The following is a 22,103-nucleotide window of genomic DNA, read 5'->3' on the forward strand; positions in this document are numbered from 1 at the left end:
GTCCAACTACTTGAGGAAGCGTCATGACCAGCACCGAAACCCTGATCCGCGCACTCGCCGACCGCGCCGAACTTGCCGACCTGGTCGCCCGCCACAGCTTGTGGGTCGACGAGGGCCGCTACGGCGAGACCGGCCGGCTCTTCACCGAGGATGTCGTCGTCAAGTCCCCGCGCGGGGAGGCCCGCGGCATCGAGGCGCTCATCGAACTCGTGCGCTCGGGCCACGACACGTACGTCCGCACCCTGCACAGCAAGTCCAACCTGGTCATCGAGGTCGACGACGAGACCGCCACGGTGCGGGCCCACGACATCGCCGTGTTCGTCATCGACGACAAGACCGAGGCCGTCGCGGCCGGGTTCCACCACTACGGGGCGCGCCGCACCGAGCACGGCTGGCGCTTCGACCACCTCGTCGTCACCCCGGTCGCACTGACCGCAGCCCTCGACCGGGCCCTCTAGAAGATACTGCTGGCCGCGAACTCCCGGACACCCAGGAATGAGGTTGGGCGTCTTGCGGGTGGTCGCCAGGTCGGCGAGTTCGGACTCGATGGTGGCCGGCTCGTCGGCGAGCTTGGCCATCTGCTCGCGTACCTCCTCGCGGGGAGCGGACGCGGCAGCTTCACGGGTGGCGATCAGATCAAGAACGGTCGCCGTGTTCACGCCGGATCCCGCCAGGACGCTGTGCTGGTACGGGTCAGGCGCCGCACGAGGTAGGCCGCCGAGGCCCACAGTGTCCGCGACACCGAGGACTCCGGTCGGCTCTCGTACTCGCGGGGCCAGTCGACGGTGCAGCATCAAACGTGCCGTTGACGTGCTCCACCACCCACCGCTTCGCGATCGGCACGAACCCCGGCATCGTGTCGCTGCCAATTACGTTCTCAACTCAGCAGTCTCGTTCCCAACGACAGCTTCTCGTCGTCTATCACGTTGACCTTCAGCCATTCCGCGAAAGACAATCCATCGGCGGTGCATTTCTTGTAATACTCGCTGGTGGTCAGCGTGTGCTGCGTTGTATGCCTTTTGACATTGTGGCCCCAATCGGTCAGGAAATAGTTGTAGTCCAAGTGTGACCCATCGAGTCGCTTCACGGAAGCCGCGGTGCCGGCTGCCCATTCATCGATGAACGCTGTGGTGTCGATCGGCAAATGGTTGAGTGCGGCGCTGAAGCGAGTTAACGTGTCATCGTAGAGTGTATTGCTGTGAAGATACTTGATGTTCAACGAGGCGGAGTCCGTGCGGCGCAGGAGTGCGTCTTCGAAGATATCCGTTCCGATCGTGAAACCGAGGTTCTTTGAGCTGTCGGCCTTCCAGACCGTATCCGCCAGTTCGCTCCAGCGGTCGGATGTCAGCCCTACGCCATCCGACAGGCAGTAGATTCGCTGGCCGGCGTAGTGGGCGGCTACAGTGGGTGCGTAGAATGCGGATGCCCAAGCTCCGGAACTTTCGCCCGACACCATCACCTTGTCCATGTCGTTGAAGTTCGCGAACACCCAGTCCAGTGATGCCAGGCAGTTGTTACGACCGTTGTGGTGCACGCTCACCGGTTTGCCGCGGTGGGTGTAGGTGTTCGTGGTGTCGCCGATGTGCAGGTCGCCTGTGCTGTAGGGGATGAAGACGATGTTCCAGTCCCGGAAAGCGTTTTCCGCATCGTGACTGTCGGCGATGCCGCCAAGAGCCTTCGGGAACAGCCTGGTCACTGAATTGAAGTAGTAGGCTTTCAGTTCTCTCGTGTACCCCCACAGGACGCTCAGGAATGTGATCGGCTTGCTGGCGGTGGTGGCGTCCCAGCAGGCGCCGCCACCGGAGAACTGGATCAGGAGGTTGTTCGACTTTCCCCGCCGCACGAAGAGCGAAAATGCGGAGCCGTCTCCGCTCAACGTGGCGCCTGTAAGATTGACTGTATGCCATTTCTGGTCGCGAATATCCGCAAGGCTTGATACCTTACTTGGTCGACCAAAGGAGACGAAGTACAGGTAGGCGACACCGAGGAGAAGAATGCAGCCAAGAGCGATCAGCGCTACCCAGATATTCAGGTATGCGCACCAGGCGACCCCGGCGCCGACGGCGACCACGACGGCCAGTTTGGCAAACTTCATGCCTGTCTCCACCTTTCTTTTGCGCCATTTGGGCTGCTGCGACGTGGATCTGTTGGGCGGCTTCGCCGGCTGCTCGCCGGTCGTTGGCGATGTGGATCTCTGCGCTGATGTTGAGTTCGAGGTCGTCGGATCGGTCGCCTGCGCCGGCACGGATTGCGGCGATCCGTTGCTCGGCGGCGCTCGGCGACAGCAACGGAATGCGGCCGTGCGGGAGTTCGGTCGGCCGCGGAAACGGTCCCGTGATGCCAACAATGTCCGCGAGTTCACCCGCGGCTCGTAGGAACCTGTCGCCCGCGCCGGCGATCAGGAAGGGCGGCGTTGACAGCCATCCTGACTGGCCTGTGGCTTGCGTCGACGGTGCCCGAAGGGCGGCGACCGCGTCCCGCAGATGGCGCAGCGGCTTGGCCGGGCCGCCGGGGCTCGCGCCACCGCCCACGCCGATCTCTACCCGGCCTGTGGAGATCTGATCGGCGGTTCGGAATGCAGGCGCGAGGAGATCGGGGCGCCAGAGTCCCGCGTTCGCCACGAACGGGCTGAATCATCACGTCGTGGTGTGTTGCGCGAGGGCTGCGAGCGTCGCGATCGGCGAGGCAGCGGACGGAGATCGAACAGGTTCAGCAAGTCGTATCCGCTGTCCTCGGCGGCCTTGGCGTGTTCGACGAGCTCAGCGGACGACGTGAACGGGTTTGCTGCGGTGCCGAAGCGGAAGGGGCGGATCATGGATGCTCCGTTCCATGTCTGTGACGCAGCTCGCCGGTGGTGATACCCGCGGCGTTGTCGGAGCAGGTCGTGGACCTGTTCAAGAGCGAGAGGTCATTGAAATCTCGTGAGGCCGAGGTGGCCGGTGAAGTCCAGGACGCCGTCGAACGCTTCACTCGAGCGGACCTGGCGGAGGATCAGGGTGTAGGGGTCGGTGGCTGGAGCTCGTGGATGAATGCGACCGACAGGACCTCGAAGTTCTCGTCCCTGGCGGCCAGGTACTCGGCCATGTAGTCGCTTTCGCCGTGTTTGTCGGTGGCCTCCATGCTGGTCCAGTGCTCCAGCAGCGTGAATGCCCGTGGGTCGTCGCGGTACCGTAGGACGCGGAATTCGAGGCAGTCCGGGTTGGCGCGGGTTGGCGTGACGATCTTTGCCAGGGCTTGCTCCGCTGCTTCTGTCCTGCCGGGGCGGGCCTGCAACGTGATCTGGACGAACAATGGGCCGGAAGGCGGGGTGGGCATCGCTTCGGCGGGTGCGGGCTCGGCGGCGCCGGCTGGCCCGGAGGCTTGGGAGTGGCTGTCGGACATGAGTGTCGCCCTTTCTCGTGATGGTGCGATGTTGGCCGCCGGCCGTAGGGCGGCGGCTGGGGTCAGGCTGCGGGGGAGCCGGCGGTCTTCGCCTTGAGCGTCAGGTCTCGCAGGCGGATGCGGCCAGGCACGAGTTCACCGGCGGCGCGGGCGCGTTCCAGGGCCGTTGACCACCAGGCGAGGTCGTCCAGGAGTACCTGGAGGGCTGCGTTCGTTGCCGGGCTGGTGGGCTGACCGCTGCCGTCGAAGGCGTCGTTGATGAACGGCATCACCACGGTGTTGCGCAGCGGCACCGCCTCGGTCTCCACCATGATCTGGGCGAGGTGCTCCAGCGCCCGGACCCCGCCGCCGATCCCGGCGCTGTAGCCGATGGCGGCGACCGGCTTGTTGCGGAAGGCATGAGACAGCCAGACGGTGTCGATGGCGTTTTTCAGGATGCCCGGGACGCTGTGGTTGTACTCACCGGTCACCACCAGATAGGCGTCCGCGTCCTGGATGGCCCGGTTCCACGCCTTGACAAGTGGCTGGGAGTAGGTGGGGTCGTTGATATCCCCCACCGTGCCGAAGTGCTCGGCGAAGAACGGCAGCGGCCAGTCCCGCAGGTCCAGCACTTCCACCTCGAACGCCCCGTGCGCGGCGGCTGCGGCTTCCGCCCAGGGCACCACCCGGTCAGCGCTCCGGCTCGGGCGGGTCGTCCCTACGATGATCTTCAACTTGGACATGCGTACCTCCGTAAAAGCTTCAGCAAATCTCCAGCGACCCGCTGGCGGGGGTGCTTGCCAGGTGGTGCCGGTACGACCGCGACTTCAGCAGCGACCGAACCAGCGGGCGAGTGAGTGTCCAAGCGCATCGCCGACCGGTGCCGCAGGGGTGTCGGCCCAGGCGACGATGCCGTCGGGGCGGATGAGGAGGGCCTCGAAGCCCAGGTCGTTCCTGGGGCGCCCGGTGACGTAGCGCACGCGGTTCTTCCATGGCGCGGCCTGCTCGCTCAGGCGTTGTTGGGGACTGAAGTCGAGCAGGACGCCGCGTCCCTCCTGGAGGAGGTCGCCCAGGCTGATGTCGTCGGTGAGGCGGAAGTCGGGGGCGGTGCAGCCGATGAGTGGCTGCTCGCTGCCCAGGTCGTAGCGATGGAACAGCCCGGAGGTCCTGCGGTAGACGTGGGTGGTTCCGTCGGGGGTGCCCATCAGGTCGCGGACCAGCTGCTGCAGTGCCGGGGCGTTGGAGCCGGGGTTCATGGTCGCGACCTGGGCGCGCGACCAGTCCAGGACGGCGGCGCCGACGGGGTGGCGTTCGACGGTGTAGGTGTCGAGCAGGTCGTTGGGAGCGTCGCCGCGTACGGTCGCTGCCAGCTTCCATCCGAGGTTCATCGCATCGCCGATGCCGAGGTTGAGTCCCTGGCCGCCGAGCGGCGAGTGGATGTGGGCGGCGTCGCCCGCGAGCAGGACGCGGCCGTTGCGGTAGGTCGTGGCCTGCATCGCGCGGTCGGTGAAGCTGGAGGCGAGATGGAGCTCCTCCAGTGTCGCCTCGGTGCCGGAGACGCGGCGTAGGACCGTCTGGAGGTGTTCGCGGGTCAGCTGCTGGGTGCGGTCGAAGGCGCCGCCGTCGAAGTCCATCATGCCCAGGTGCCCTGCAAGGGGCGTCCGCAGATACATGCCGGTCGGCGTCAGCTGGAACCCGAGAGGCAGCTCGTGGGGGTCGGCGAAGGTGACCTTGGCGACATAGCCGGTGAACAGCGGTTCGGTGCCGACGAAGGAGAAGTCCGCGAGCGCGCGGACCGTGCTGCGTCCGCCGTCGCATCCCACCAGCCACCGGGCCGAGTAGTCCTGGCCGGCGGCCGTCACCGTCACCGTCTCCTCATCCTGGGTCACGGCGGTGACGGGGGCGTCGCGCACGATCGACACACCGAGCGTCGCGGCGCGCTCGGCCAGGACCTCGGTGACCGCCTCCAGGCTCGTCATGAAGCCATCCATCGCCGCGCCGGGCAGCCGGTAGATCAGAGCGGCCGGGTCGATGTCGGTGGCATCCAGGGTGATGCCGGCGAAGTGGCTCAAACTCCGGGGAGCCGGGGCCTCGTCGGCTTCGGGGTCGGCGCCGACGTTCGCGGCGTCGGCGCCGGATGCCTTCAACAGCGGCTGGAGCATGCCGCGGCGGTAGAACGTCTCGACCGAGCCCGCGTTCAGGCCACGCAACCCCAGCGGGAGCGCTTTGAGCGGCGGGCGCGGGTCAGCGTCCCGCTCCAGGACCAAAACAGAGCAGCCAGCCAGGGCGAGTTCGCTCGCCAGGAACAGGCCCACCGGGCCCGCGCCAGCGATCACCACGTCATGCATCGGCAATTCCTTTCGTCACAGGGCCGCAGGACCGGCTCACGCCGGCCAGCGGTTCAGTCGAAGAGCGACAGATCGACGGATCGGGCCGGCGCGTCGTAGCCGGCGTCGTTGCCGTGCAGGTCGTCACCCATGTGCAGGTCGCCGCGGATGCGGGAGGGGTCAGCCGGGTCGCGCCAGACGGCGTCGAAGTCCAGGACACCGTGGCGCCCCAGGTGCGCACCCAGCCCACCGCGTCCACGACAGCCATACGGGTGTCGAAGCTGTCGGTCATGCTCGTCGTCCTTTGCTTTCGGGACGGGGTATGTCAGGAAAGGCGGTTGCTGGAAAGCTGCGTGTCCGCTGCCGCGTTCGCGGCCCGCCGCTTGCTGATCGCTGCTCCGGCGCAGATGAGTCCGATCAGGAACGGATGGACGGCGCCGCGTTCGACCAGACCGATGATGCCGATGGCGTTGTCGCCCGAGCTCACGATCAGCGCGAGGTAGGCAGTCATCGACAGCAGGCCGATCACACCCACCACGATGAGCGCTCGTCCCATGCGCCGGGAGAGGCCGATGCGCTGCCAACGGCGCCCAAGCACGATGGCCAACACATTGCCGCCGATGAAACCGAAGAACGCGCCCATGCTGTGGTACTCACCGGTGCCGTTGTCGAGTGCCTCGCCGGATCCGGGATACAGGGCAAGCAGGACGCCACCGACGGCCAGCATCGCCGCCGGGACGAGCGTGGCCCAGCGGCGCCGCCCCGACAAATCCCGCAGCGCGACGGTCCCGGCCAGGATTGTGAGGCCGAACAAGAAGAAGCCGGTGTTCATCACCCACGCCAACGGTGAGTACATGTACTGCCCGAACAGCGTCGAGGGCCCATGAACACCGAGGTTGCTGATGAAGTGGTGGGTGTAGCTGTAGGCGGGATCCGTCCACGCCATAGCGGCAACGAACTCCGCGAGCAGGAAGATCACCGGTCCGGCGATCAGCAGCGCTCCCGCGCTCGGACGCTGCTCAGGCGAGTGCCCGCCGGCGCCGAGGCTCCGCGGCGATTCCTTTTCTTCGGTCATGCCTATCTGCCTTTCTGCTGTGCGAGGTGAGCCTGGCGTGACAAGCCCGTCGGAGATTGGCCACCTCCGCCGTGTCCGCGGCAGCGTTCCCCCGCGGACGGTGACGATCAGTGGCGCGCCGCGCGATAGCGCGGGCGTCAGCACCTGGGCCTCAACGCGGACGGCGCCCTGCACGAGGCCCACCAACTCCATCCGGACTCTTAATATACCTGGTTTAGTTATATTGTCAATGTAGTGATCGCTCCGGTTACAGTCTGAGGATGGTGAACGATGCGCCCGTGGGGCGACGCGAGCGCAAGAAGACGGCGACACGGACGGCGATCCTGGAGGTGGCGACCGCGCTGTTCCTCGAGCACGGCTTCGACGCCGTGACGGTGCGCGAGATCGCGGACAAGGCCGATGTGACGCCCAAGACGGTCTTCGCGCATTTCCCTCGCAAGGAGGCGCTGGTCTTCAGTGATGAGAGCGAGCGGCATGACCGGCTCGTCGCGGCGGTGCGCGGCCGCGCACCGGGGACGTCGATCTCCGACGCGTTGAAGGCGCACTACCTCGCCGAGATCGCCGCACTGCAGACCGAGCCCATGAATCGGATCGTCGTCCTCATGGAAGGCACCCCGGCCCTGGTCGAATACGCCGAGAAGATGTGGCTGCGCCATGAGGACGCGCTGGTCGCAACGCTCACCGACGAATTCGGACTCGCCGAGCCAAGTGAGGAGATCCGCTTCTACGCGCGATTCGCGCTCCAGATCCCGCTCATGGCCCGACAGGCCGATCCGGAGTCAGCCATCGACGTCGGATTCCGGCTGCTCGACCAGGGCTGGGCCAGCTACGACCACAACCGGCGATAGCATGCCGGCGCTGCAACCGTCGCCGCCTCCGTCACCCGGCGGGAGTACGGGGACCTGCGAAAAGCTCTCCAGCATTGCCCCACCTAGTCCCGGACGGTCTCGTGGCCGCTCCACGCCTGTCGCAGGTCGCGCTCGACCCGTCCGGCCGGGCCGCAGGTCGTCCGTTCCGATCATGACTTGGCTTGACCTGCGGGTTCGCGCGGGTCGTGCATGTGATGCAGGGTTCGCGCGCTGAACGGCAGGGCCTCACTGATCTGCCGAGAAGAATGCGGCTGATCTTGTCGCCGGTTCGCATCGGATCGGGACCGGTCGACCAGCTGCCTGTCGCGGCACAATGACGAGCCTGCTGCCCCGTAGATCGGTGCGTTGCCAGGCGGTCTCGATATCGCTCAGTGGAACCTTCACCACGTCGAAGGTCAGCTCGCCGGACTGCGCCCACGTCACGACCTGCCTGTACACCTCATGCATGGTCTGTGGGTCGAGTCCTTTGGCCGCGCCGTAGATCTCGACCCCGGAAGTGCGCAGGCTCTCCGCGGCGAGGACGAGCCCGGCGTCGGCGGACTCGCCGATCTGGATCAGCCGGGTCGGCTTCGGGAACGCGAATGTCTGCGGGACCAGCGATCGCAGCAGGATCTCGGTGGGTCGGCCCCAGAGGTAGTCCAGCACGACGTCGTAGCCATCGCCCTTGGCATCGATGTACGCCTGTGCCAGCGCTTCGTCCGATACAGCGGTGTTGATCACCGCGTCGGCGCCAAGGGTCTGTACCTCGCGCAGTTGGTCGTTGTCGCGGCCGGTCGCGATGATCCGTCCGGCGCCAAGCAGTCGGGCCACCTTCACCGCGAGTCGTCCCGCGACCCCGGTGGCGCCTTGCACGAGCACGGTCTCGCCGGGCACGAAGCCGGCGGCAGTCTTGATGGACATGCCGGTGATCGCCGTGCCGAGTACGGTCGCGATCGCCGGATCGATTCCCTCCGCGATCGGCATGTATGCGCCCTTGGGCACCACGGTCTTCTCGGCGAGCGCGCCATAGGGTCGACGTGCGTTGCCGAACCCGACGAGGGTGCCGTCCGGCAGTGCGCCGATGCCGTCGAAGGCGGGAATCGCCGGCAACTGTGCGGTGTACTGCCGGCTCGCGTAGTGCGTGCCGGCCGCGATGCGCTTGTCGACGTTCTCGACCGCGACCGCCTTCACGTCAATGACCACCTCGTCGTCGCCGGCCACGGGGTCCGGGAAGTCCTCGTAGCGAGGGATGCCACCGATCTCATGCAACACCGCCGCCTTCATCACAGCTCCCAGCTGAAGAACGCCGCGATCCGGCGCTGCCAGGCCGGCATGAACCGGGGAGGGCGGGCGGGCGAGTGGTTCCACCGGTGGTTCAGCGAAGGGTGAGGGGCGACGCCCCGGCGCCGCGCGCAGCCGTGGACCGCCGTGCCCTGGTGCCCGGCCGGCCGCTCGGCATGCGCGGGAACTCCAGGAACGCGATGTGTCGCCCAGCGCAGCAGGCCGCGGAACGAGTGTTTGTTTGTCATCTTCATCTCCCTCTCTCTACCAGTGATAGAGGGACTCTAGCACTGGTAGAGTGCCGATGGGAGGTACCGAGTTGGCGCTAGACCGACAGCGGATCGTCGCCGAGGCCGTCGCCCTGCTCGACGCCGAGGGACTCGATGGCGTGACGACCCGCAAACTCGCCGCGCGGCTAGGTGTGCAGTCACCGACCCTCTACTGGCATCTGCCCAACAAGGCGGCGCTGGTCACCGCGATCGCCGACGCGATCCTCGACCAGGAGTTCGGCGACATGTCACCGCCCGCGCCGGATCAACACTGGCAGGACTGGTTGAGCGGCCTGGCCGAGCGGCTGCGCCGAGCGCTGCTCGCCCATCCGGACGGCGCCCGGGTCATCTCCGCCTCCCAGCTCTCCCGCACCATGGCAGCGATCTCCGAACTGGCCATGAGCACCCTCGTGGCGCGCGGCATCCCGGTACAACAGGCCCGCGTGATCGTCCTGACCGTCGAGCGCTTCACGGTCGGCCACGTCCTCGAGGAACAGGCCCCCCGCCCGGACGCGGCGGCGCTGAAAAACTTCGACATGGCCACATTCGCCCAGCAGCACCCGACCGTGGTGGCCGCAGTCGCCGAATACTTTCAACCCGGGCGCACCGTGGACGACCTGTTCCGCGACTGTCTCGAGGTGGTCATCGCGGGCGCTGCGGTCAAAGCCGTTGCCACCTCCTGACCGATCATCCGCCGATCGGCGCGGGCAAGCAGGTCCGTCGACTACCTACGGTGACCGGCTGTGCCGGGGTCCGCAGAGCCGTGTGGGGCCGGCGGGCAGAGCCAGCTACTGATCTCGCGCCAGCATTCCGCAGGTTCGGATATCCGGCTCTCCAATTGACATGGCGCCATCCTCGCACCCGTCCTCAGGAAAATGGCTGGCACGCGTGTCGATGCGGCGGAACAATCCCGCAGGGCCCTGGTGACGCGCGGGAGGGAACGGTGACGATGTCTGAAGTTCGCACGGCGGCCGGGGCGTTGCGCGGCACGCGTGAGACGGGCGTGGCGGTGTTCCTTGGCATACCGTTCGCCGAGGCGCCGGTCGGTGAACTCCGCTTCGCCGCGCCGCGGCCGGTGCGAGGCTGGGACGGCGTGCGGGAGGCCGTGTCGTACGGCCCGCCGCCCCCGCAGCCTGACGCGTTCGGCCGCGACGGGCAATCGGGGGCCGCGGGGGACGACTGGCTGACGGTCAATGTCTGGTCGCCCGATCCCGGCCCGGGCGCGAAACTTCCGGTCATGGTGTGGGTCCACGGCGGCGGCTACACGATCGGCGCGTCCAGCCATCCCGAATTCGACGGTCACCGCCTCGCGCGGGACGGCGGCGTTGTCGTGGTGACGTTCAACTACCGCGTCGGTTTCGAGGGCTTCGCGCAGATCGCGGGAGCGCCGTCCAACCGGGGCCTGCTCGACCAGATCGCCGCGCTCGAGTGGGTGCGCGACAACATCCAGGTCTTCGGCGGGGACCCGGGCCGGGTCACCGTCTTCGGCGAGTCCGCGGGCGCCGGCTCGGTCGCCGCGCTGCTGGCGATGCCGCGGGCGGCCGGACTGTTCCGCCGGGCCGTCGCACAGAGCGTGCCGGGCACGTTCTTCTCGGCGGAGCTCGCCGCCGACATCGCCACCGCCTGCGCCGCCGAGCTGGGACTGCGCCCCGCGGTGGCGGAGCTGGCCACCGTGGACCCGGCACAGCTGGTCGCCGCCGGCGAAGCGGTGACCGCCACGATGCCCGAGCGGGCGCCGCGGTGGGGCCAGGTGGGGCACCGCTCGATCCTGTTCGCCCCGGTCGTCGACGGTGGCGTCCTGCCGGTCACTCCGTGGCGGGCACTGACCGGCGGCGCCGGCCGGGACGTCGAGCTGCTGGTCGGCCACACACGCGACGAGCAGCGGCTGTTCACCGCCCTCGGCGGCCTGCTCGGCCGGGTGACGCCGGAGCAGGCGGACGCCGCCCTGCGGGTCTTCGCCCCCGGCCCGGACGGCGAACGCCGCTACCGGGACTCGTTCGCGGACGCCGGCCCCGGCGAACTGTACGAGCTGGTCCACTCGGACTGGCTGTTCCGCATGCCTACGCTGCACCTCGCCCAGGCGCAGATCGCCGGCGGCGGCCGGGTTCACGTCTACGAGCTGACCTGGCCGGCCCCGGGCATGGGCGGCGTGTTCGGCGCCTGCCACGGGCTCGACGTGCCACTCGTGTTCGGCAATCTCGACCGCGGCCAGCCCGCCATGCTCATCGGCGAAAGCCCGTCCCCCGAAGCGGAAACGCTGTCCGCCGAGATGCGCACCGCCTGGACGACGTTCGCCGCCCACGGCGACCCCGGCTGGCCCGCGTACGACACCGAGAAGCGCCTCACGCGGATCTTCGACACCCACTCGGTCGCCACCGCCTACCCGGAGGAGAACTCCCGCCTGATCTGGCAGGACCACACCTTTGCGGTGCTGCCGCTGATCAAGTAGCCGCGGCGACCGCCGGCGAGGCGAGGGCCAGGGCGGTGGCGGCCAGGGAGAAGCCCCGCGATCGGGTTCAGCAGCGCCCGCGCGTTACGGGCTGTGCGCGGCGGCCACCTCGCGGCCGCGGCGCATCCGTAGTGCCGAGGCCACCTCGGCGGCGCCGATGAGCAGTGCGCTGATCCCGGTGAGGAGTACCAACGTGCGCAGCGACGGTGTGGGCCACACGAGGAACGCCACGCCGGCGAGGATCGACACCACCGCGACGACGGTGAGCCATGCCCGTACGGCGCCGGTGGCGAGCAGGGCGACCGCGAGCTCGGCGAAGCCGCTGAGCAGCCAGGCCAGCCCGATGATCACGGCCAGGACGAGCACGCCGGTGCCCGCGTTGACGAGGCAGGCGATGCCGGCCGCGAGCAGCACCACGGCGGTGATGCCCGACATCAGCCGGGCGGCGGTGGGCCGCTGCCGGTCGAACGCGGCGAACGCCCGCATCACCCCGAGGACGATCAGCCACACCCCGGCGATCAGGCCGAGCAGGTTCAGGGTCTCGTCCGGCCAGGCGAGCACGGCGATGCCGAACAGCACGGTGACGATCCCGAGCGCCAGAAGGTGCCAGAACGGTTCGGCGTTGCCGGCGCGCGTCGCACCGGCCGGATGACGGTGAAGCCACGAGAAGGCCGCCATCGTGTCCACCTCCGTGTAGGTGAGTGGGAGACCGGCCCGCGACGCCGCCGGTGCACGTCATACCCGCTGGGTGGCGTGCGATCGGGGCGTCACCGGGCGTCGGATTTGCGGGTGCGCCGGGCCGCCGGCCGTCCCGCGGTGTCGGCGCCGCTCTCGTGCTCGTCGTGCTCCTTGCCGGTGCCCTCGTGCTCGAGCATCTTCATGATCCTCGGTACGAGCGCCGTGGCCAGTGCCGGTGCCAGCGCGTCGGCCAGGGCGGCGGCGAGAGCCTCGGCCAGCAGCAGCCGCTCCAGCATCGGCATGTGGGCCGCGCCGCGGGCGGGCACCGCCGACATGACCGCGTCGAGCACGCCCGCCGAAGAGCGGCTCCGTGCACTTGCGGACTGACCCGCCTGGTCGAAGATGTCCCGGATGAGGTCGTCGATCAACGCTTCGTTCGGGTCGTTCGGCGGTTCGTGCGATGAAGCCTGATCGGCCACGATCCCTCCTCGCTTGTCATTGGGTCCGGTGGGCCGCCCCCGGCCGGCGGCCGGGGGCGGCCCGCGAGTGTGTCGTTATCGGCGGGCCAGCATCGTCGCGAGCAGCAGCGGGTGGGCGATGCCCTCCTCGCCCTCCTCCTCGCGCTGGCGTCGCATCAGCAACGCGAGCAGCAGCGGATGCTCCAAGATGTTCTCCCCACGCTGGCGGCGCCGGCGGGCGAGCGCGGCGAGCAGGAGCGGGCTGATGCCCTCCTCGCCCTCCTCTTCGCGCCGGCGGCGCATGAGCGCGGCGAGCAGCAGCGGGCTGATGCCCTCCTCGCCCTCCTCCTCGCGGCGGCGGCGCATCAGCGCGGCGATGAGCAGTGGGTGCTCCATCAGGTTCTCGCCCCGCTCACGCCGCCCCATCATCAGCAGCAGGGGAAGGATGCTCTGTTCCTCGCCGCCCTCACGCTCCCCGATCTCCGGGCGCGTACGTTCTGCGGTGCTCGTGCTCATGTTCTGCCCTCCGTTCAGTGCCCCGGACCGAAGCCTCGGCGGGACCGCCTGTGATCCGGGACGGCGATGTTCCGTCCGTTCCAGCACCAGCGTCATGGCTGCGTGACCGCCGGTCATCGCCCTGATCGGATGGCCCGCAGGGCGGTTCGCCTCAGCGTCGGTCGGCGGCCGGGGCCGTTCAACACTCGCGGGGGGTGAGCCGGCCCTTGACGCGCCATCCGGGCGGCGGCAAGATCGCAGACGTAAATGGAAAGAGCGTTTCATCTAGTGGAACGGGGTTCGCCGATGGTCATGTTCGACAAGCCGCTGTCCGAGCTGCGCGAGTACCGGCCCGACCGCGTCGAGCCGGCGGACTTCGACGAGTTCTGGGCGCGGACCCTCGCCGAGGCGCGGCGGCACGACATCGCCGCCGAGTTCGTCGCCGTCGACTCGGGGCTGCGCACCGTCGACGTGTTCGACGTGCGCTTCGCCGGGTGGAACGGGGAGCGGATCGCGGCGTGGCTGCTCATGCCCCGAAACGCCGACCGGCCCGTCCCGGCCGTCGTCGAGTACGTCGGGTACGGCAGCGGCCGCAGCCTCGCCCACCAGCGGCTGTTCATGAGCGCGGCCGGCTTCGCCCACCTCGTCATGGACAGCCGTGGGCAGGGCTCGGCGGGGCGGCCCGGAATCACGCCCGACCCCGAGCCGGCGCCGCAGACCGGGCAGTACCCCGGCTTCATGACCCGCGGCCTCGACGACCCCGCGCGGTACTACTACCGGCGCATCATGACCGACGCCGCCCGCGCCGTCGAGGCCGTCCGCGCCCACCCGGGCGTCGACGGGCAACGGGTCGCAGTCTACGGGCGCAGCCAGGGCGGCGGGCTCGCGCTGGCCGCCGGGGCGCTCGTGCCCGACGTCGCCGCCATCGTCGCCGACGTGCCGTTCCTGTGCCATTACCGGCGGGCCACCGAGATCACCGACAAGACGCCGTACGCGGAGATCGCCCAGTACCTCAAGGCCCGCCGCACCGACGTCGAGCGGGTCTTCGAGACGCTGAGCTACTTCGACGGGGTCAACTTCGCCGCGCGGGCCACGGCGCCGGGCCAGTTCGGGGTCGGGCTCATGGACGACGTCTGCCCGCCCTCGACGGTGTTCGCCGCCTACAACCACTACGCGGGGCCGAAGGACATCTGCGTGTGGCCGTACAACGGGCACGAGGGCGGCGAGGTCTTTCAGGAGTCCGACACGCTGAGGTTCCTCAACGACACGCTCGCGCCGCGCTGAGCCGACCGCTCGGCGCCGTGGAGCATCCGCGTGGTCAGCAGGCCGTCCGAACCCGTCACCGCCGGCGGACGGCCCTGCGTGACCGCGTCGAGCAGATCGCCGAGCTGGGCGGCGTACGCGCCGAGCCGGACCGGGTCGCGCGGGTTCGCCGCGTCGAAGTCCGGCTGGCGCGTCACCGTGCTCCAGGCGCCGTCGCGGGCCAGGCGCAGGGTGCCGTACGCGTCGAACTCGATCATCCCCGTGGCGCCGACGACGAGGAACTGCAGGCCGCTGCCCAGGCCCGGGGGCGGGATGTCGTAGCTCATCCACACCTGGGCCATCGCGCCGCCCGTCAGGCCGTACGTCACCATCGCGCTGCGCATCGGCGGCGGCTGGGACGAGAACTCGCCGAACAGCGCGAACACCACCTCCGCCTCGGCTCCGCTGAGCCAGCGCAGCAGGTCGCAGGCGTGCGCGCCCCACGAGGCGTAGGCGGTCTGCTGCGCCGGGTCGAGCTTCCACGCGTCGCGGGTCTTCGCGGTGTCCCAGAAGCCGACCTCGGGGCCGAGCGCCCGGACCATCGTCACGCGTCCGATCGCGCCCTCGTCGACGAGCCGCTTGGCGGTGGCGGGCACCTGCCGGAACCGCTGCTGCGACACGACCGCCAACCGCACGCCGGCCTCGTCGCAGGCCGCCACCATCTCGGCGCACTCCCGCGGGTCCTGCGCCATCGGCTTCTCGACCAGCACGTGCTTGCCCGCGCGGGCGGCGGCCACGACCTGGTCGCGGTGCGCGGCCGGCGGGCTGGCCACGACGACGACGTCGACCGCGGGGTCCTCGATCAGATCCGGTACCGCGGGAAAGAGCCGGCACCCGAACTCCGTCGCCACCTCCGGCGCCCGCGACCCGCCCGCGATCCCGGCCAGCCGCGCGCCCGGCAGGCAGGTCGCGGCCACCGCCGACCAGGTGCGCCCCATGAACCCGGATCCGACAACCCCGACGCCGATGCTCATCGGAGCAGCTCCTTCGTGATGTCGGCCAGCGAGGCCGCGCCACACATGGCCATCGCGGTCTCCAGCTCGTCGCGCAGCATCAGCAGTACCGCACGAACCCCGGCCTCACCGTCGACGGCCAGGCCCCAGATGACGGGGCGGCCGAGCAGCACCGCCCGCGCGCCCAGTGCCAGCGCCTTGAGCACGTCCGTGCCGCGGCGGAACCCGCCGTCGACGTAGACCTCGGCGCGGTCCCCGACGGCGGCGACGACCTCCGGCAGTGCTTCGATCGGCGGGACCGCGGTGTCGAGCTGCCGGCCGCCGTGGTCGGAGACGATGACGGCGGCCGCGCCGGAGGAGACCGCCAGGGCCGCGTCGGCGCCGGCGAGGACGCCCTTGGCCACGATCGGCAGCGTCGTTCGTTCCGCCAGCCAGGCGACGTAGGGCCAGGTCGCGGCGCGGTCCAGCAGGCCGTCGAAGCGTTTGCGCATGGCGTCGCCGGTGACGTCCCACTCGGCGCGCGGCACTGCGGCGGCGGGGAAGTTCGGCGACGGCGGGGTCGACCAGCGGTTGCGGATGTTGCGCTCCCGCTTCGCCATCACCTTGTGATCGACGGTGAGGCAGATGGCGCTGTACCCCGAGTGCTCCGCCCGCCGCAGCAGGTCAACGGCGAGGGCGCGGTCCCGCAGCAGGGGCAGGTGCATCCAGCACGGTCCCGGGGCCGCGGCGGCGATCTCCTCGAGGGGGTACGTGGAGCCGGAGCTGACGACCATCACGGTGCCGGTGCCCGCGGCGCCGCGGGCGGTGGCCAGCTCGCCGTCGGGGTGCGCGATGCCGTGGTCGCCGGAGGGCGCGACGAGGATCGGGGCGGGCACCGGGTGCCCGAGCACCGTCGTGGACAGGTCGCAGGTCGTGATGTCGGTCATCACCCGGGGCCGCAGGCGGATCGCGTCGAGGGCCCGCCGGGGCAGGCCCAGGCTCACCTCGGCGTCGGCGCCGCCGGCGATGTAGTCGTACGCGGCCGGGTCCAGCAACTCCCGGGCGCGGGTCTGGTAGTCATCGAGGTTGACGAGGTCGTTGACGGTGTGCGTCATGGGCCGTCTCCCGCGGCACGGCGACCGGCTGCCCGGTCGCGATCGACTGGTGGGCCGCGGCGGCCGTCTGGGCGGCGACCGCCGCGTCGTGCAGGGTGTAGGTCAGGGGGCGGCCGGTGCGCACGGCCGCCCGCAGTTCGGCGAGTGCGGCCGCCTCCGGCGTGGCCTCCACGGGTGACAGGCGCACGCCGTCCGGCCCGTGCCGGCGGACCGCCGGGGCGGCGAGGTCGATCTCGGTGTGGGCGTGGGAGCCGATCAGGCGGGCCGTGACCGAGGACAGGCCCGGCGCGTCGGCCACCACGAGGGAGGCGACGACGCCGTGGGTCATGCGCAGCGAGGCGACGAGGGCGGTGGCGGTGCCCTCGGCGTACACCTCGATCGGATCGCAGCCGGTGAGGGCGCGGGCCAGGTCGACGGCGTCACCGAGACGGCCGCCGAGGCACTCGACGTTGACGCTGCGCGGGAGGCCGAGGTGGCCGGCGTCGACCCACGCGCGGGCGCGGCGGACGGGCGGGGCGAGGGCAGGCGTCACGACGGCGCACAGGCGGCCGTGCGCCGCGGCGATGCCGGCCAGTCTCCGGCAGTCGACGGCGCGGGACGGCCGCCGCACGAGGACGTGCTTTCCGGCGGCAAACAGCGCCTCGGCGCGGTCAGGCATCGAGGGTCACCTCGATCGGGGCGCCGGTGTCCAGGGAGCGCTGGGCGGCCAGGGCCGTGGCGAGCGCGGCGCGGGAATCGTCGAGGCTGATGAGTGGCTCGGCCCGGCCGGCGAAGACGTCCGCGGTGTGGACGGCCTGGTGGTGGAGGGCGTCGGCGATCGAGGCGGGCGGGACCGTGACGGGCGTGCCGCCGAGGGTGGCGTCGGCGGCCGTGTCGTGGGCGAGCGTGCCCGAATCGCCGGCGAGGGTCATCCGGCGCAGCATGGCGCCGGGGCGGCGCAGGCCGTAGGAGAGCTCGGCGAGGGCCACCGCGCCGCCGGCGAAGCGGACCGTGACGTGGAAGCTGTCCGGCGTCGGCAGGTCCGGGGCGTGGGTGCACCAGCCGCGGGTGAAGACCCGCACCGGCCGGTCGCCGACAAGGGCGATGGCGAGGTCGAGCGGGTGCATGCCGTTGTGGACGAGGTGCCCGCCGGACGCGGCCGGGTCGAGCTGCCAGCTGTTCCAGCCACCGGGCCAGACGTGGCCGACGTACCAGGCCAGGTGCAGCACGCGCGGACTGCCGACCTGTCCGGCGCGGGCCGCGGCGGCGAGGGTGCGCACGGCGGGCTGGAACCGGGTCGTCTGCCCGACCATCACCCGCACGCCGGCGCGGCGGGCCGCGGCGACGACGGCCTCGAAGTCGGCGAGGGAGCGCGCCGGGGGCTTCTCGATGACGACGTGCTTGCCGGCGGCGATCGCGGCCAGGCTCCGGGCGGGGTGGTCGCCGGTGCGGCCGCAGACGATGACGCCGGTGACCGCCGGGTCGGCGAGCGCGTCGCTGATCTCGGTGGTGGCCCGGCAGCCGGGGGCGAGCGCGGCGATCTTCCGGGCGCGGGCGAGGTCGGTGCCGGCGACGTGGGTGACCGCGACGCCGCCGACCCGGGTCAGGGCGGCCACGTGGTCGGCGGCGATCGCGCCCGTGCCGAGGACGGCGACCCCGATCATGCGGCCATCACCCGTGCGTGGACGGCGTCGGACGGCCGGTCGAGCACCGGCGGGCGGGCCGGGGCGACGCCGACGACCGGCGTGCCCGCGGCGACGACCGCGCAGCGCTGCAGCGTGGCCACGTGCCCGGCCTCGGGTGCGGCGACGACGGCGAGCTCGCGGCCGCGCGGGTCGAGCAGGCTGCCGACCCGCTGGCCGCGCTCGACGCGGTCGAGGAGCGCGACCTCGGGCAGGAACAGGCCCGCGGCCGGGGTGACGGTGAAGCTGTCGGTGTCGCCGTCGCCGTGCAGCCACAGGTCCGGCCGGGCGGGCGGGGCCTCGGCGGCGAGCATGCCGAGGTGCGCGAGGACGTTGCGCACGCCGCCGGTGTAGCCGTCCAGCCGGGCGCGGTCGAGCACGCCGCCGCTGGGCGACTCGACGTAGATCGCCGGGATGCCGAGCTGCCGCGCCAGGGTCAGGGTCCGGCCGGGGCCGAGGCTGCCGTGCGTCCAGACGATGCCCGCGCCGAACGCGACGGCCAGCTCGACACCGGTCGTCGCGGCCGGGCCGCCGTCGTCGAGGCCGCCGGCGAAGAACGGCATGTCGGTCGCCGGAGTCGAGGTGTGCAGGTCGACAAGCACGTCGCTGCCGCGGATGAGCCGGTCGCCGACGAGCGCGGCGAGCCGCTCGGTCGGGCTGCCGGCCGGGTCGCCGGGGAACGACCGGGCCAGGTTGCCCCCGTCGGCGGGCCCGGTGCGGCTGTCGGCCTCGAACGCCGCCTCGTGTGTCACCGGTACCACCCGCAGCCGCCCGGCCCGAAGCTCCAGCGGCCCGGCGGTGAGCCGCCCGGCGCCGACGATCCCGCCGACCTCGTTGCCGTGCACGCCGCCCAGCACCAGCACCGACGGCCCGGCCCGGCCGCTGTCCAGCTCGTACACGGTCACGCCGGGGCCGCAGTCGCCCGCCGTCAGCCGTTCGCTGATCCACTGTGGACTCATGGGGTCGCCACCGCCTCCTCCTCGGCGAAGTGGCACGCCGAGGACGCCCCGGACGGGGTGCGGACCTGCAGGAGCGGGCGCTCGCTCGCGCACCGGTCCTCGGCCCTCCAGCAGCGGGTGCGGAACGGGCAGCCGGTCGGCGGGTCGGCCGGGTTGGGCACGTCGCCGGTGAGCAGCCGGCGCCGGTCCGGGTCGCGCAGTCGTGGGTCCGGGACGGGCACGGCGGACAGCAGCGCCTGCGTGTACGGGTGGGAGGGGCGGGTGAAGACCGTGTCGGCGTCGCCGTACTCGACGATGTGGCCGAGGTACATCACCGCGATCCGGTGCGCGAGGTGGCGCACCACCGCGAGGTCGTGGGCGATGAACAGGTACGCGACGCCGAGTTCGCGCTGCAGCCGGGCCAGCAGGTTGACGACCTGGGCCTGGATGGACACGTCGAGCGCGGAGACCGGCTCGTCGAGGATGAGCAGCTTCGGCTGCAGGGCGAGCGCGCGGGCGATGCCGACGCGCTGGCGCTGGCCGCCGGAGAACTCGTGCGGGTACCGCGTGATCGCCTCGGCCGGCAGCCCGACGAGGTCGAAGAGTTCCCGCACCCGTTCCCGGCGGCTGTTGCGGTCGCCGACACCGTGGATGGCCAGCGGCTCCGCGACGATCTCGCCCACCGGCATGCGGGCCGGCAGCGACGCGTAGGGGTCCTGGAAGACGTACTGCAGGTCGCGCCGCACGGCGCGCAGCGCCCCGGTTGGAAGCGAGCCCAGGTCCCGCCCGGCGAACGTGACCCGCCCGGCGGTCGGGGCGTGGAAGCGCATGATGGTCCGCCCGACGGTCGACTTGCCGCAGCCGGACTCGCCGACCAGGGCCAGGGTCTGCCCGGCCTCGACGGCGAACGAGACGCCGTTGACCGCGTGCACGGTGCCGCGCCGGCGCTGCAGCACCCCGCCGCGGATCGGGAAGTGCTTCACCAGGCCGTCCACGGAAAGCAGGGGGCTGCTCACGCGTCCACCTCCACGGCCTCGTTGTGGAAATGGCACGCGGCTCGGTGCCCGGGGCCGGTCTCGACGAGCTCGGGGCGGGTGAGGCAGGCCTCGCGGCCGTGGCTGCGCGCGCAGCGGGGGCGGAAGGCGCACCCATCCGGCAGCCGCTGCGGGTTCGGCGGCTGCCCGCCGATCGCCGGCAGCTCGTCGACGCGCTGGTACAGCTTCGGCAGGCTCTGCAGCAGCGCCCGGGTGTACGGGTGGCGGCCGTCGTGGAAGGTGGCGTCGACGTCCGCGGTCTCCACGACGCGGCCGGCGTACATCACGATGACCCGCTGCGTCATCTCCGCGATGACCCCGAGATCGTGGGTGATCATCATGAGGGCGGCTCCCGTCTCCTGCTGCACGCGCCGGAGCAGGTCGAGGATCTGCGCCTGGATCGTGACGTCCAGGGCGGTGGTCGGCTCGTCGGCGATGATGAGCCGGGGCCGGTTGGCCATCGCGATGGCGATCATCGCCCGCTGGCGCATCCCGCCGGAGAACTCGTGCGGGTACTGCTTCGCCCGGTTCTTCGGGTTGGGGATGCCGACCTCGGCGAGCAACTCGACCGCGCGCCCGGCCGCCGCGCGCCGCCCCAGTTCCGGGTGGTGCTGGCGCAGCCCCTCGCTGACCTGGGCGCCGACGGTCATCACCGGGTTCAGCGCGGTCATCGGGTCCTGGAAGACCAGGCCGATCTCCTTGCCGCGCACCTTCTGCAGCTCCCGCTCGCGCATCGCGACCAGGTCGCGGCCGGCGAAGTGGGCGTGCCCGGCGACGACCCGACCGGCCGACGGCAGCAGGCCGAGCGCGGACATGACCGTGACGCTCTTGCCCGAGCCGGACTCGCCGACGATGCCGACCGTCTCGCCGGCGTGGATGTCGAAGCTGACTCCGTTGACGGCGCGCACGAGCCCGCCGTGCACGCGGAACTCGGTGACCAGGTCAGCCACCCGCAGCAGCGGTTCGCCGGTCATCGGCCCCTCCTCGGATCGGCGGCGTCGCGCAGTCCGTCGCCGACGAAGTTCACGGCGAGCACGGTCAGGGCGATCGCGATGCCCGGGGGCAGCCACAGCCACGGCATCGTCTCGAGGATGGTCAGCGACTGGGCGTCGTTGAGCATGTTGCCCCAGCTCGCGGTCGGGGGCGGCACGCCGAGGCCGAGGAAGGACACGGTGGCCTCCAGCAGGATCGCCTGGGCCACGGCGAGGGTGGCCACGACGGTGAGCGGCGCGATCACCACGGGGACGACGTGTTTGCGCAGGATCCGGGCGGGGCCGGCGCCGAGCCCGGCCACCGCGACGAGGGAGTCCTGCTCGCGCAGCGACAGCGTCAGGCCGCGCACGATCCGAAACGGCGTCGGCCAGCCGAACAGGCCGATGGACAGGATGAGGGTCGGCAGGCTCGGGCCGACGAACGCCGCCACCACGATGATGACGATGAGGCTGGGGAAGGCCAGCACGACGTCGCCGAAGCGGCTGAGGATGCCGTCGACCCAGCGGCCGAAGTAGCCGGCGACCGCGCCGAGCGTGAGCCCGATGACGGTCGCGACCAGCGCCGAGCTGAGCCCGACGAGCAGCGAGATCCGGCCGCCGACGAGCAGCCGGGCGAGCACGTCGCGGCCGGCGGAGTCGGTGCCGAGCGGGTGGTCGCCGCCGGGCGCCTGACGGATCGCGGTCGGCACGACCTGGTTGGGGTCGGTGCCGAGGAACCAGGGCAGGACGATCGCGGCGAGGGCGAACAGGCCGAGCATGACCAGCCCGGCCACGGCGAGGCGGTGCCGGAAGAACCGGCGGGCGGCGAGCCGCCCGGGGGAGACGGCGCCCGCGGCCGCGGGCGCGGCGGCCGTGAGGGCCGGCGGGATGTCCGTGGCAGTCATCGGTA

The 22,103-nt window shown here is 71.0% G+C and carries 24 protein-coding genes and 1 pseudogene; 5 read left to right on the top strand and 20 right to left on the bottom strand.

Annotated elements, in window-relative coordinates:
* Positions 1-23: 23 nt before the first annotated feature.
* A complete protein-coding gene (locus ACQPY0_RS26805) occupies positions 24-458 on the top strand; it encodes a nuclear transport factor 2 family protein (RefSeq protein ID WP_432993929.1) in 435 nt (144 codons plus the stop codon).
* A 197-nt stretch (positions 459-655) separates the two neighbouring features.
* On the opposite strand, the pseudogene ACQPY0_RS26810 reads toward ACQPY0_RS26805, so the two are convergent.
* The 7 genes and pseudogenes from ACQPY0_RS26810 to ACQPY0_RS26840 form a co-directional block, all read right to left on the bottom strand.
* Positions 656-882, bottom strand: a pseudogene (locus tag ACQPY0_RS26810) (IS5 family transposase); the annotation flags it as partial.
* On the bottom strand, positions 878-1,843 hold the full coding sequence (locus ACQPY0_RS26815) for a pectin acetylesterase-family hydrolase (RefSeq protein ID WP_432995403.1): 966 nt from the start codon (positions 1,841-1,843) through the stop codon (positions 878-880). The pseudogene ACQPY0_RS26810 and the gene ACQPY0_RS26815, both read right to left, overlap by 5 nt.
* Before the next feature lie 97 nt (positions 1,844-1,940).
* Positions 1,941-2,621, bottom strand: a complete 681-nt coding sequence (locus ACQPY0_RS26820) for an LLM class flavin-dependent oxidoreductase (RefSeq protein WP_432993931.1) — start codon at positions 2,619-2,621, stop codon at positions 1,941-1,943.
* 370 nt (positions 2,622-2,991) lie between these two features.
* Positions 2,992-3,381, bottom strand: coding sequence for a putative quinol monooxygenase (locus tag ACQPY0_RS26825; RefSeq protein WP_432993933.1), 390 nt, complete (start codon positions 3,379-3,381; stop codon positions 2,992-2,994).
* Between the two features lie 62 nt (positions 3,382-3,443).
* Positions 3,444-4,103 carry an NADPH-dependent FMN reductase gene (locus ACQPY0_RS26830; RefSeq protein WP_432993935.1) on the bottom strand — a complete coding sequence of 220 codons (660 nt, stop codon included), beginning with the start codon at positions 4,101-4,103 and terminating at the stop codon, positions 3,444-3,446.
* 84 nt (positions 4,104-4,187) lie between these two features.
* On the bottom strand, positions 4,188-5,708 hold the full coding sequence (locus ACQPY0_RS26835; RefSeq protein WP_432993937.1) for an FAD-dependent oxidoreductase: 1,521 nt from the start codon (positions 5,706-5,708) through the stop codon (positions 4,188-4,190).
* A gap of 304 nt (positions 5,709-6,012) precedes the next feature.
* Positions 6,013-6,762, bottom strand: coding sequence for a DUF998 domain-containing protein (locus tag ACQPY0_RS26840; protein ID WP_432993939.1), 750 nt, complete (start codon positions 6,760-6,762; stop codon positions 6,013-6,015).
* A gap of 260 nt (positions 6,763-7,022) precedes the next feature.
* Between ACQPY0_RS26840 and ACQPY0_RS26845 the strand changes: the two genes are divergently transcribed.
* Complete coding sequence (locus ACQPY0_RS26845) at positions 7,023-7,610, top strand: TetR/AcrR family transcriptional regulator (RefSeq protein ID WP_432993941.1); 588 nt, start codon at positions 7,023-7,025, stop codon at positions 7,608-7,610.
* A 246-nt stretch (positions 7,611-7,856) separates the two neighbouring features.
* Here ACQPY0_RS26845 and ACQPY0_RS26850 read toward each other — a convergent pair whose 3' ends face one another.
* Positions 7,857-8,894, bottom strand: a complete 1,038-nt coding sequence (locus tag ACQPY0_RS26850; protein ID WP_432993943.1) for a quinone oxidoreductase family protein — start codon at positions 8,892-8,894, stop codon at positions 7,857-7,859.
* Positions 8,894-9,139, bottom strand: a complete 246-nt coding sequence (locus tag ACQPY0_RS26855) for a hypothetical protein (RefSeq protein ID WP_432993945.1) — start codon at positions 9,137-9,139, stop codon at positions 8,894-8,896. The genes ACQPY0_RS26850 and ACQPY0_RS26855 overlap by 1 nt, the downstream gene beginning before the upstream one ends.
* Positions 9,140-9,210: 71 nt before the next feature.
* On the opposite strand from ACQPY0_RS26855, the gene ACQPY0_RS26860 reads away from it, so the two are divergent.
* Entirely contained in the window at positions 9,211-9,843 is a 633-nt protein-coding gene (locus ACQPY0_RS26860; protein WP_432993947.1) for a TetR/AcrR family transcriptional regulator C-terminal domain-containing protein, read from the top strand.
* Positions 9,844-10,109: 266 nt separating this feature from the next.
* A complete protein-coding gene (locus ACQPY0_RS26865) occupies positions 10,110-11,609 on the top strand; it encodes a carboxylesterase/lipase family protein (RefSeq protein ID WP_432993949.1) in 1,500 nt (499 codons plus the stop codon).
* Positions 11,610-11,693: 84 nt separating this feature from the next.
* Here the strand turns inward: ACQPY0_RS26865 and ACQPY0_RS26870 are convergent, their stop codons facing one another.
* The 3 genes from ACQPY0_RS26870 to ACQPY0_RS26880 form a co-directional block, all read right to left on the bottom strand.
* A complete protein-coding gene (locus ACQPY0_RS26870) occupies positions 11,694-12,287 on the bottom strand; it encodes an HdeD family acid-resistance protein (RefSeq protein ID WP_432993951.1) in 594 nt (197 codons plus the stop codon).
* An 89-nt stretch (positions 12,288-12,376) separates the two neighbouring features.
* Entirely contained in the window at positions 12,377-12,766 is a 390-nt protein-coding gene (locus ACQPY0_RS26875; RefSeq protein WP_432993953.1) for a hypothetical protein, read from the bottom strand.
* A gap of 75 nt (positions 12,767-12,841) precedes the next feature.
* Positions 12,842-13,261 (bottom strand): hypothetical protein, encoded by a 420-nt coding sequence (locus tag ACQPY0_RS26880; protein WP_432993955.1) that lies wholly within the window; start codon positions 13,259-13,261, stop codon positions 12,842-12,844.
* A 285-nt stretch (positions 13,262-13,546) separates the two neighbouring features.
* On the opposite strand from ACQPY0_RS26880, the gene ACQPY0_RS26885 reads away from it, so the two are divergent.
* A complete protein-coding gene (locus ACQPY0_RS26885) occupies positions 13,547-14,524 on the top strand; it encodes an acetylxylan esterase (protein ID WP_432993957.1) in 978 nt (325 codons plus the stop codon).
* On the opposite strand, the gene ACQPY0_RS26890 is transcribed toward ACQPY0_RS26885, so the two are convergent.
* The 8 genes from ACQPY0_RS26890 to ACQPY0_RS26925 are packed head-to-tail and all read right to left on the bottom strand — an operon-like array spanning position 14,473 to position 22,098.
* The gene (locus tag ACQPY0_RS26890; RefSeq protein WP_432993959.1) at positions 14,473-15,516 is read right to left on the bottom strand and encodes a Gfo/Idh/MocA family protein; all 1,044 of its coding nucleotides are present in this window, start codon (positions 15,514-15,516) and stop codon (positions 14,473-14,475) included. The genes ACQPY0_RS26885 and ACQPY0_RS26890 overlap by 52 nt on opposite strands.
* Complete coding sequence (locus ACQPY0_RS26895) at positions 15,513-16,589, bottom strand: alpha-hydroxy acid oxidase (RefSeq protein ID WP_432993961.1); 1,077 nt, start codon at positions 16,587-16,589, stop codon at positions 15,513-15,515. The genes ACQPY0_RS26890 and ACQPY0_RS26895 overlap by 4 nt, the downstream gene beginning before the upstream one ends.
* The gene (locus ACQPY0_RS26900) at positions 16,552-17,247 is read right to left on the bottom strand and encodes a hypothetical protein (protein WP_432993963.1); all 696 of its coding nucleotides are present in this window, start codon (positions 17,245-17,247) and stop codon (positions 16,552-16,554) included. The genes ACQPY0_RS26895 and ACQPY0_RS26900 overlap by 38 nt, the downstream gene beginning before the upstream one ends.
* Positions 17,240-18,232 (bottom strand): Gfo/Idh/MocA family protein, encoded by a 993-nt coding sequence (locus ACQPY0_RS26905; protein ID WP_432993965.1) that lies wholly within the window; start codon positions 18,230-18,232, stop codon positions 17,240-17,242. The genes ACQPY0_RS26900 and ACQPY0_RS26905 overlap by 8 nt, the downstream gene beginning before the upstream one ends.
* Entirely contained in the window at positions 18,229-19,209 is a 981-nt protein-coding gene (locus tag ACQPY0_RS26910; protein WP_432993967.1) for a succinylglutamate desuccinylase/aspartoacylase family protein, read from the bottom strand. Before ACQPY0_RS26910 ends, ACQPY0_RS26905 begins: the two co-directional genes overlap by 4 nt.
* Positions 19,206-20,204, bottom strand: coding sequence for an ABC transporter ATP-binding protein (locus tag ACQPY0_RS26915; protein WP_432993969.1), 999 nt, complete (start codon positions 20,202-20,204; stop codon positions 19,206-19,208). The genes ACQPY0_RS26910 and ACQPY0_RS26915 overlap by 4 nt, the downstream gene beginning before the upstream one ends.
* Entirely contained in the window at positions 20,201-21,196 is a 996-nt protein-coding gene (locus ACQPY0_RS26920) for an ABC transporter ATP-binding protein (protein ID WP_432993971.1), read from the bottom strand. The genes ACQPY0_RS26915 and ACQPY0_RS26920 overlap by 4 nt, the downstream gene beginning before the upstream one ends.
* A complete protein-coding gene (locus tag ACQPY0_RS26925; RefSeq protein WP_432993973.1) occupies positions 21,193-22,098 on the bottom strand; it encodes an ABC transporter permease in 906 nt (301 codons plus the stop codon). The genes ACQPY0_RS26920 and ACQPY0_RS26925 overlap by 4 nt, the downstream gene beginning before the upstream one ends.
* Between the last annotated feature and the right edge of the window lie 5 nt (positions 22,099-22,103).

Origin of the sequence: Dactylosporangium sp. CA-233914, from assembly GCF_050942935.1 — a bacterium.
Taxonomy (GTDB): domain Bacteria; phylum Actinomycetota; class Actinomycetes; order Mycobacteriales; family Micromonosporaceae; genus Dactylosporangium.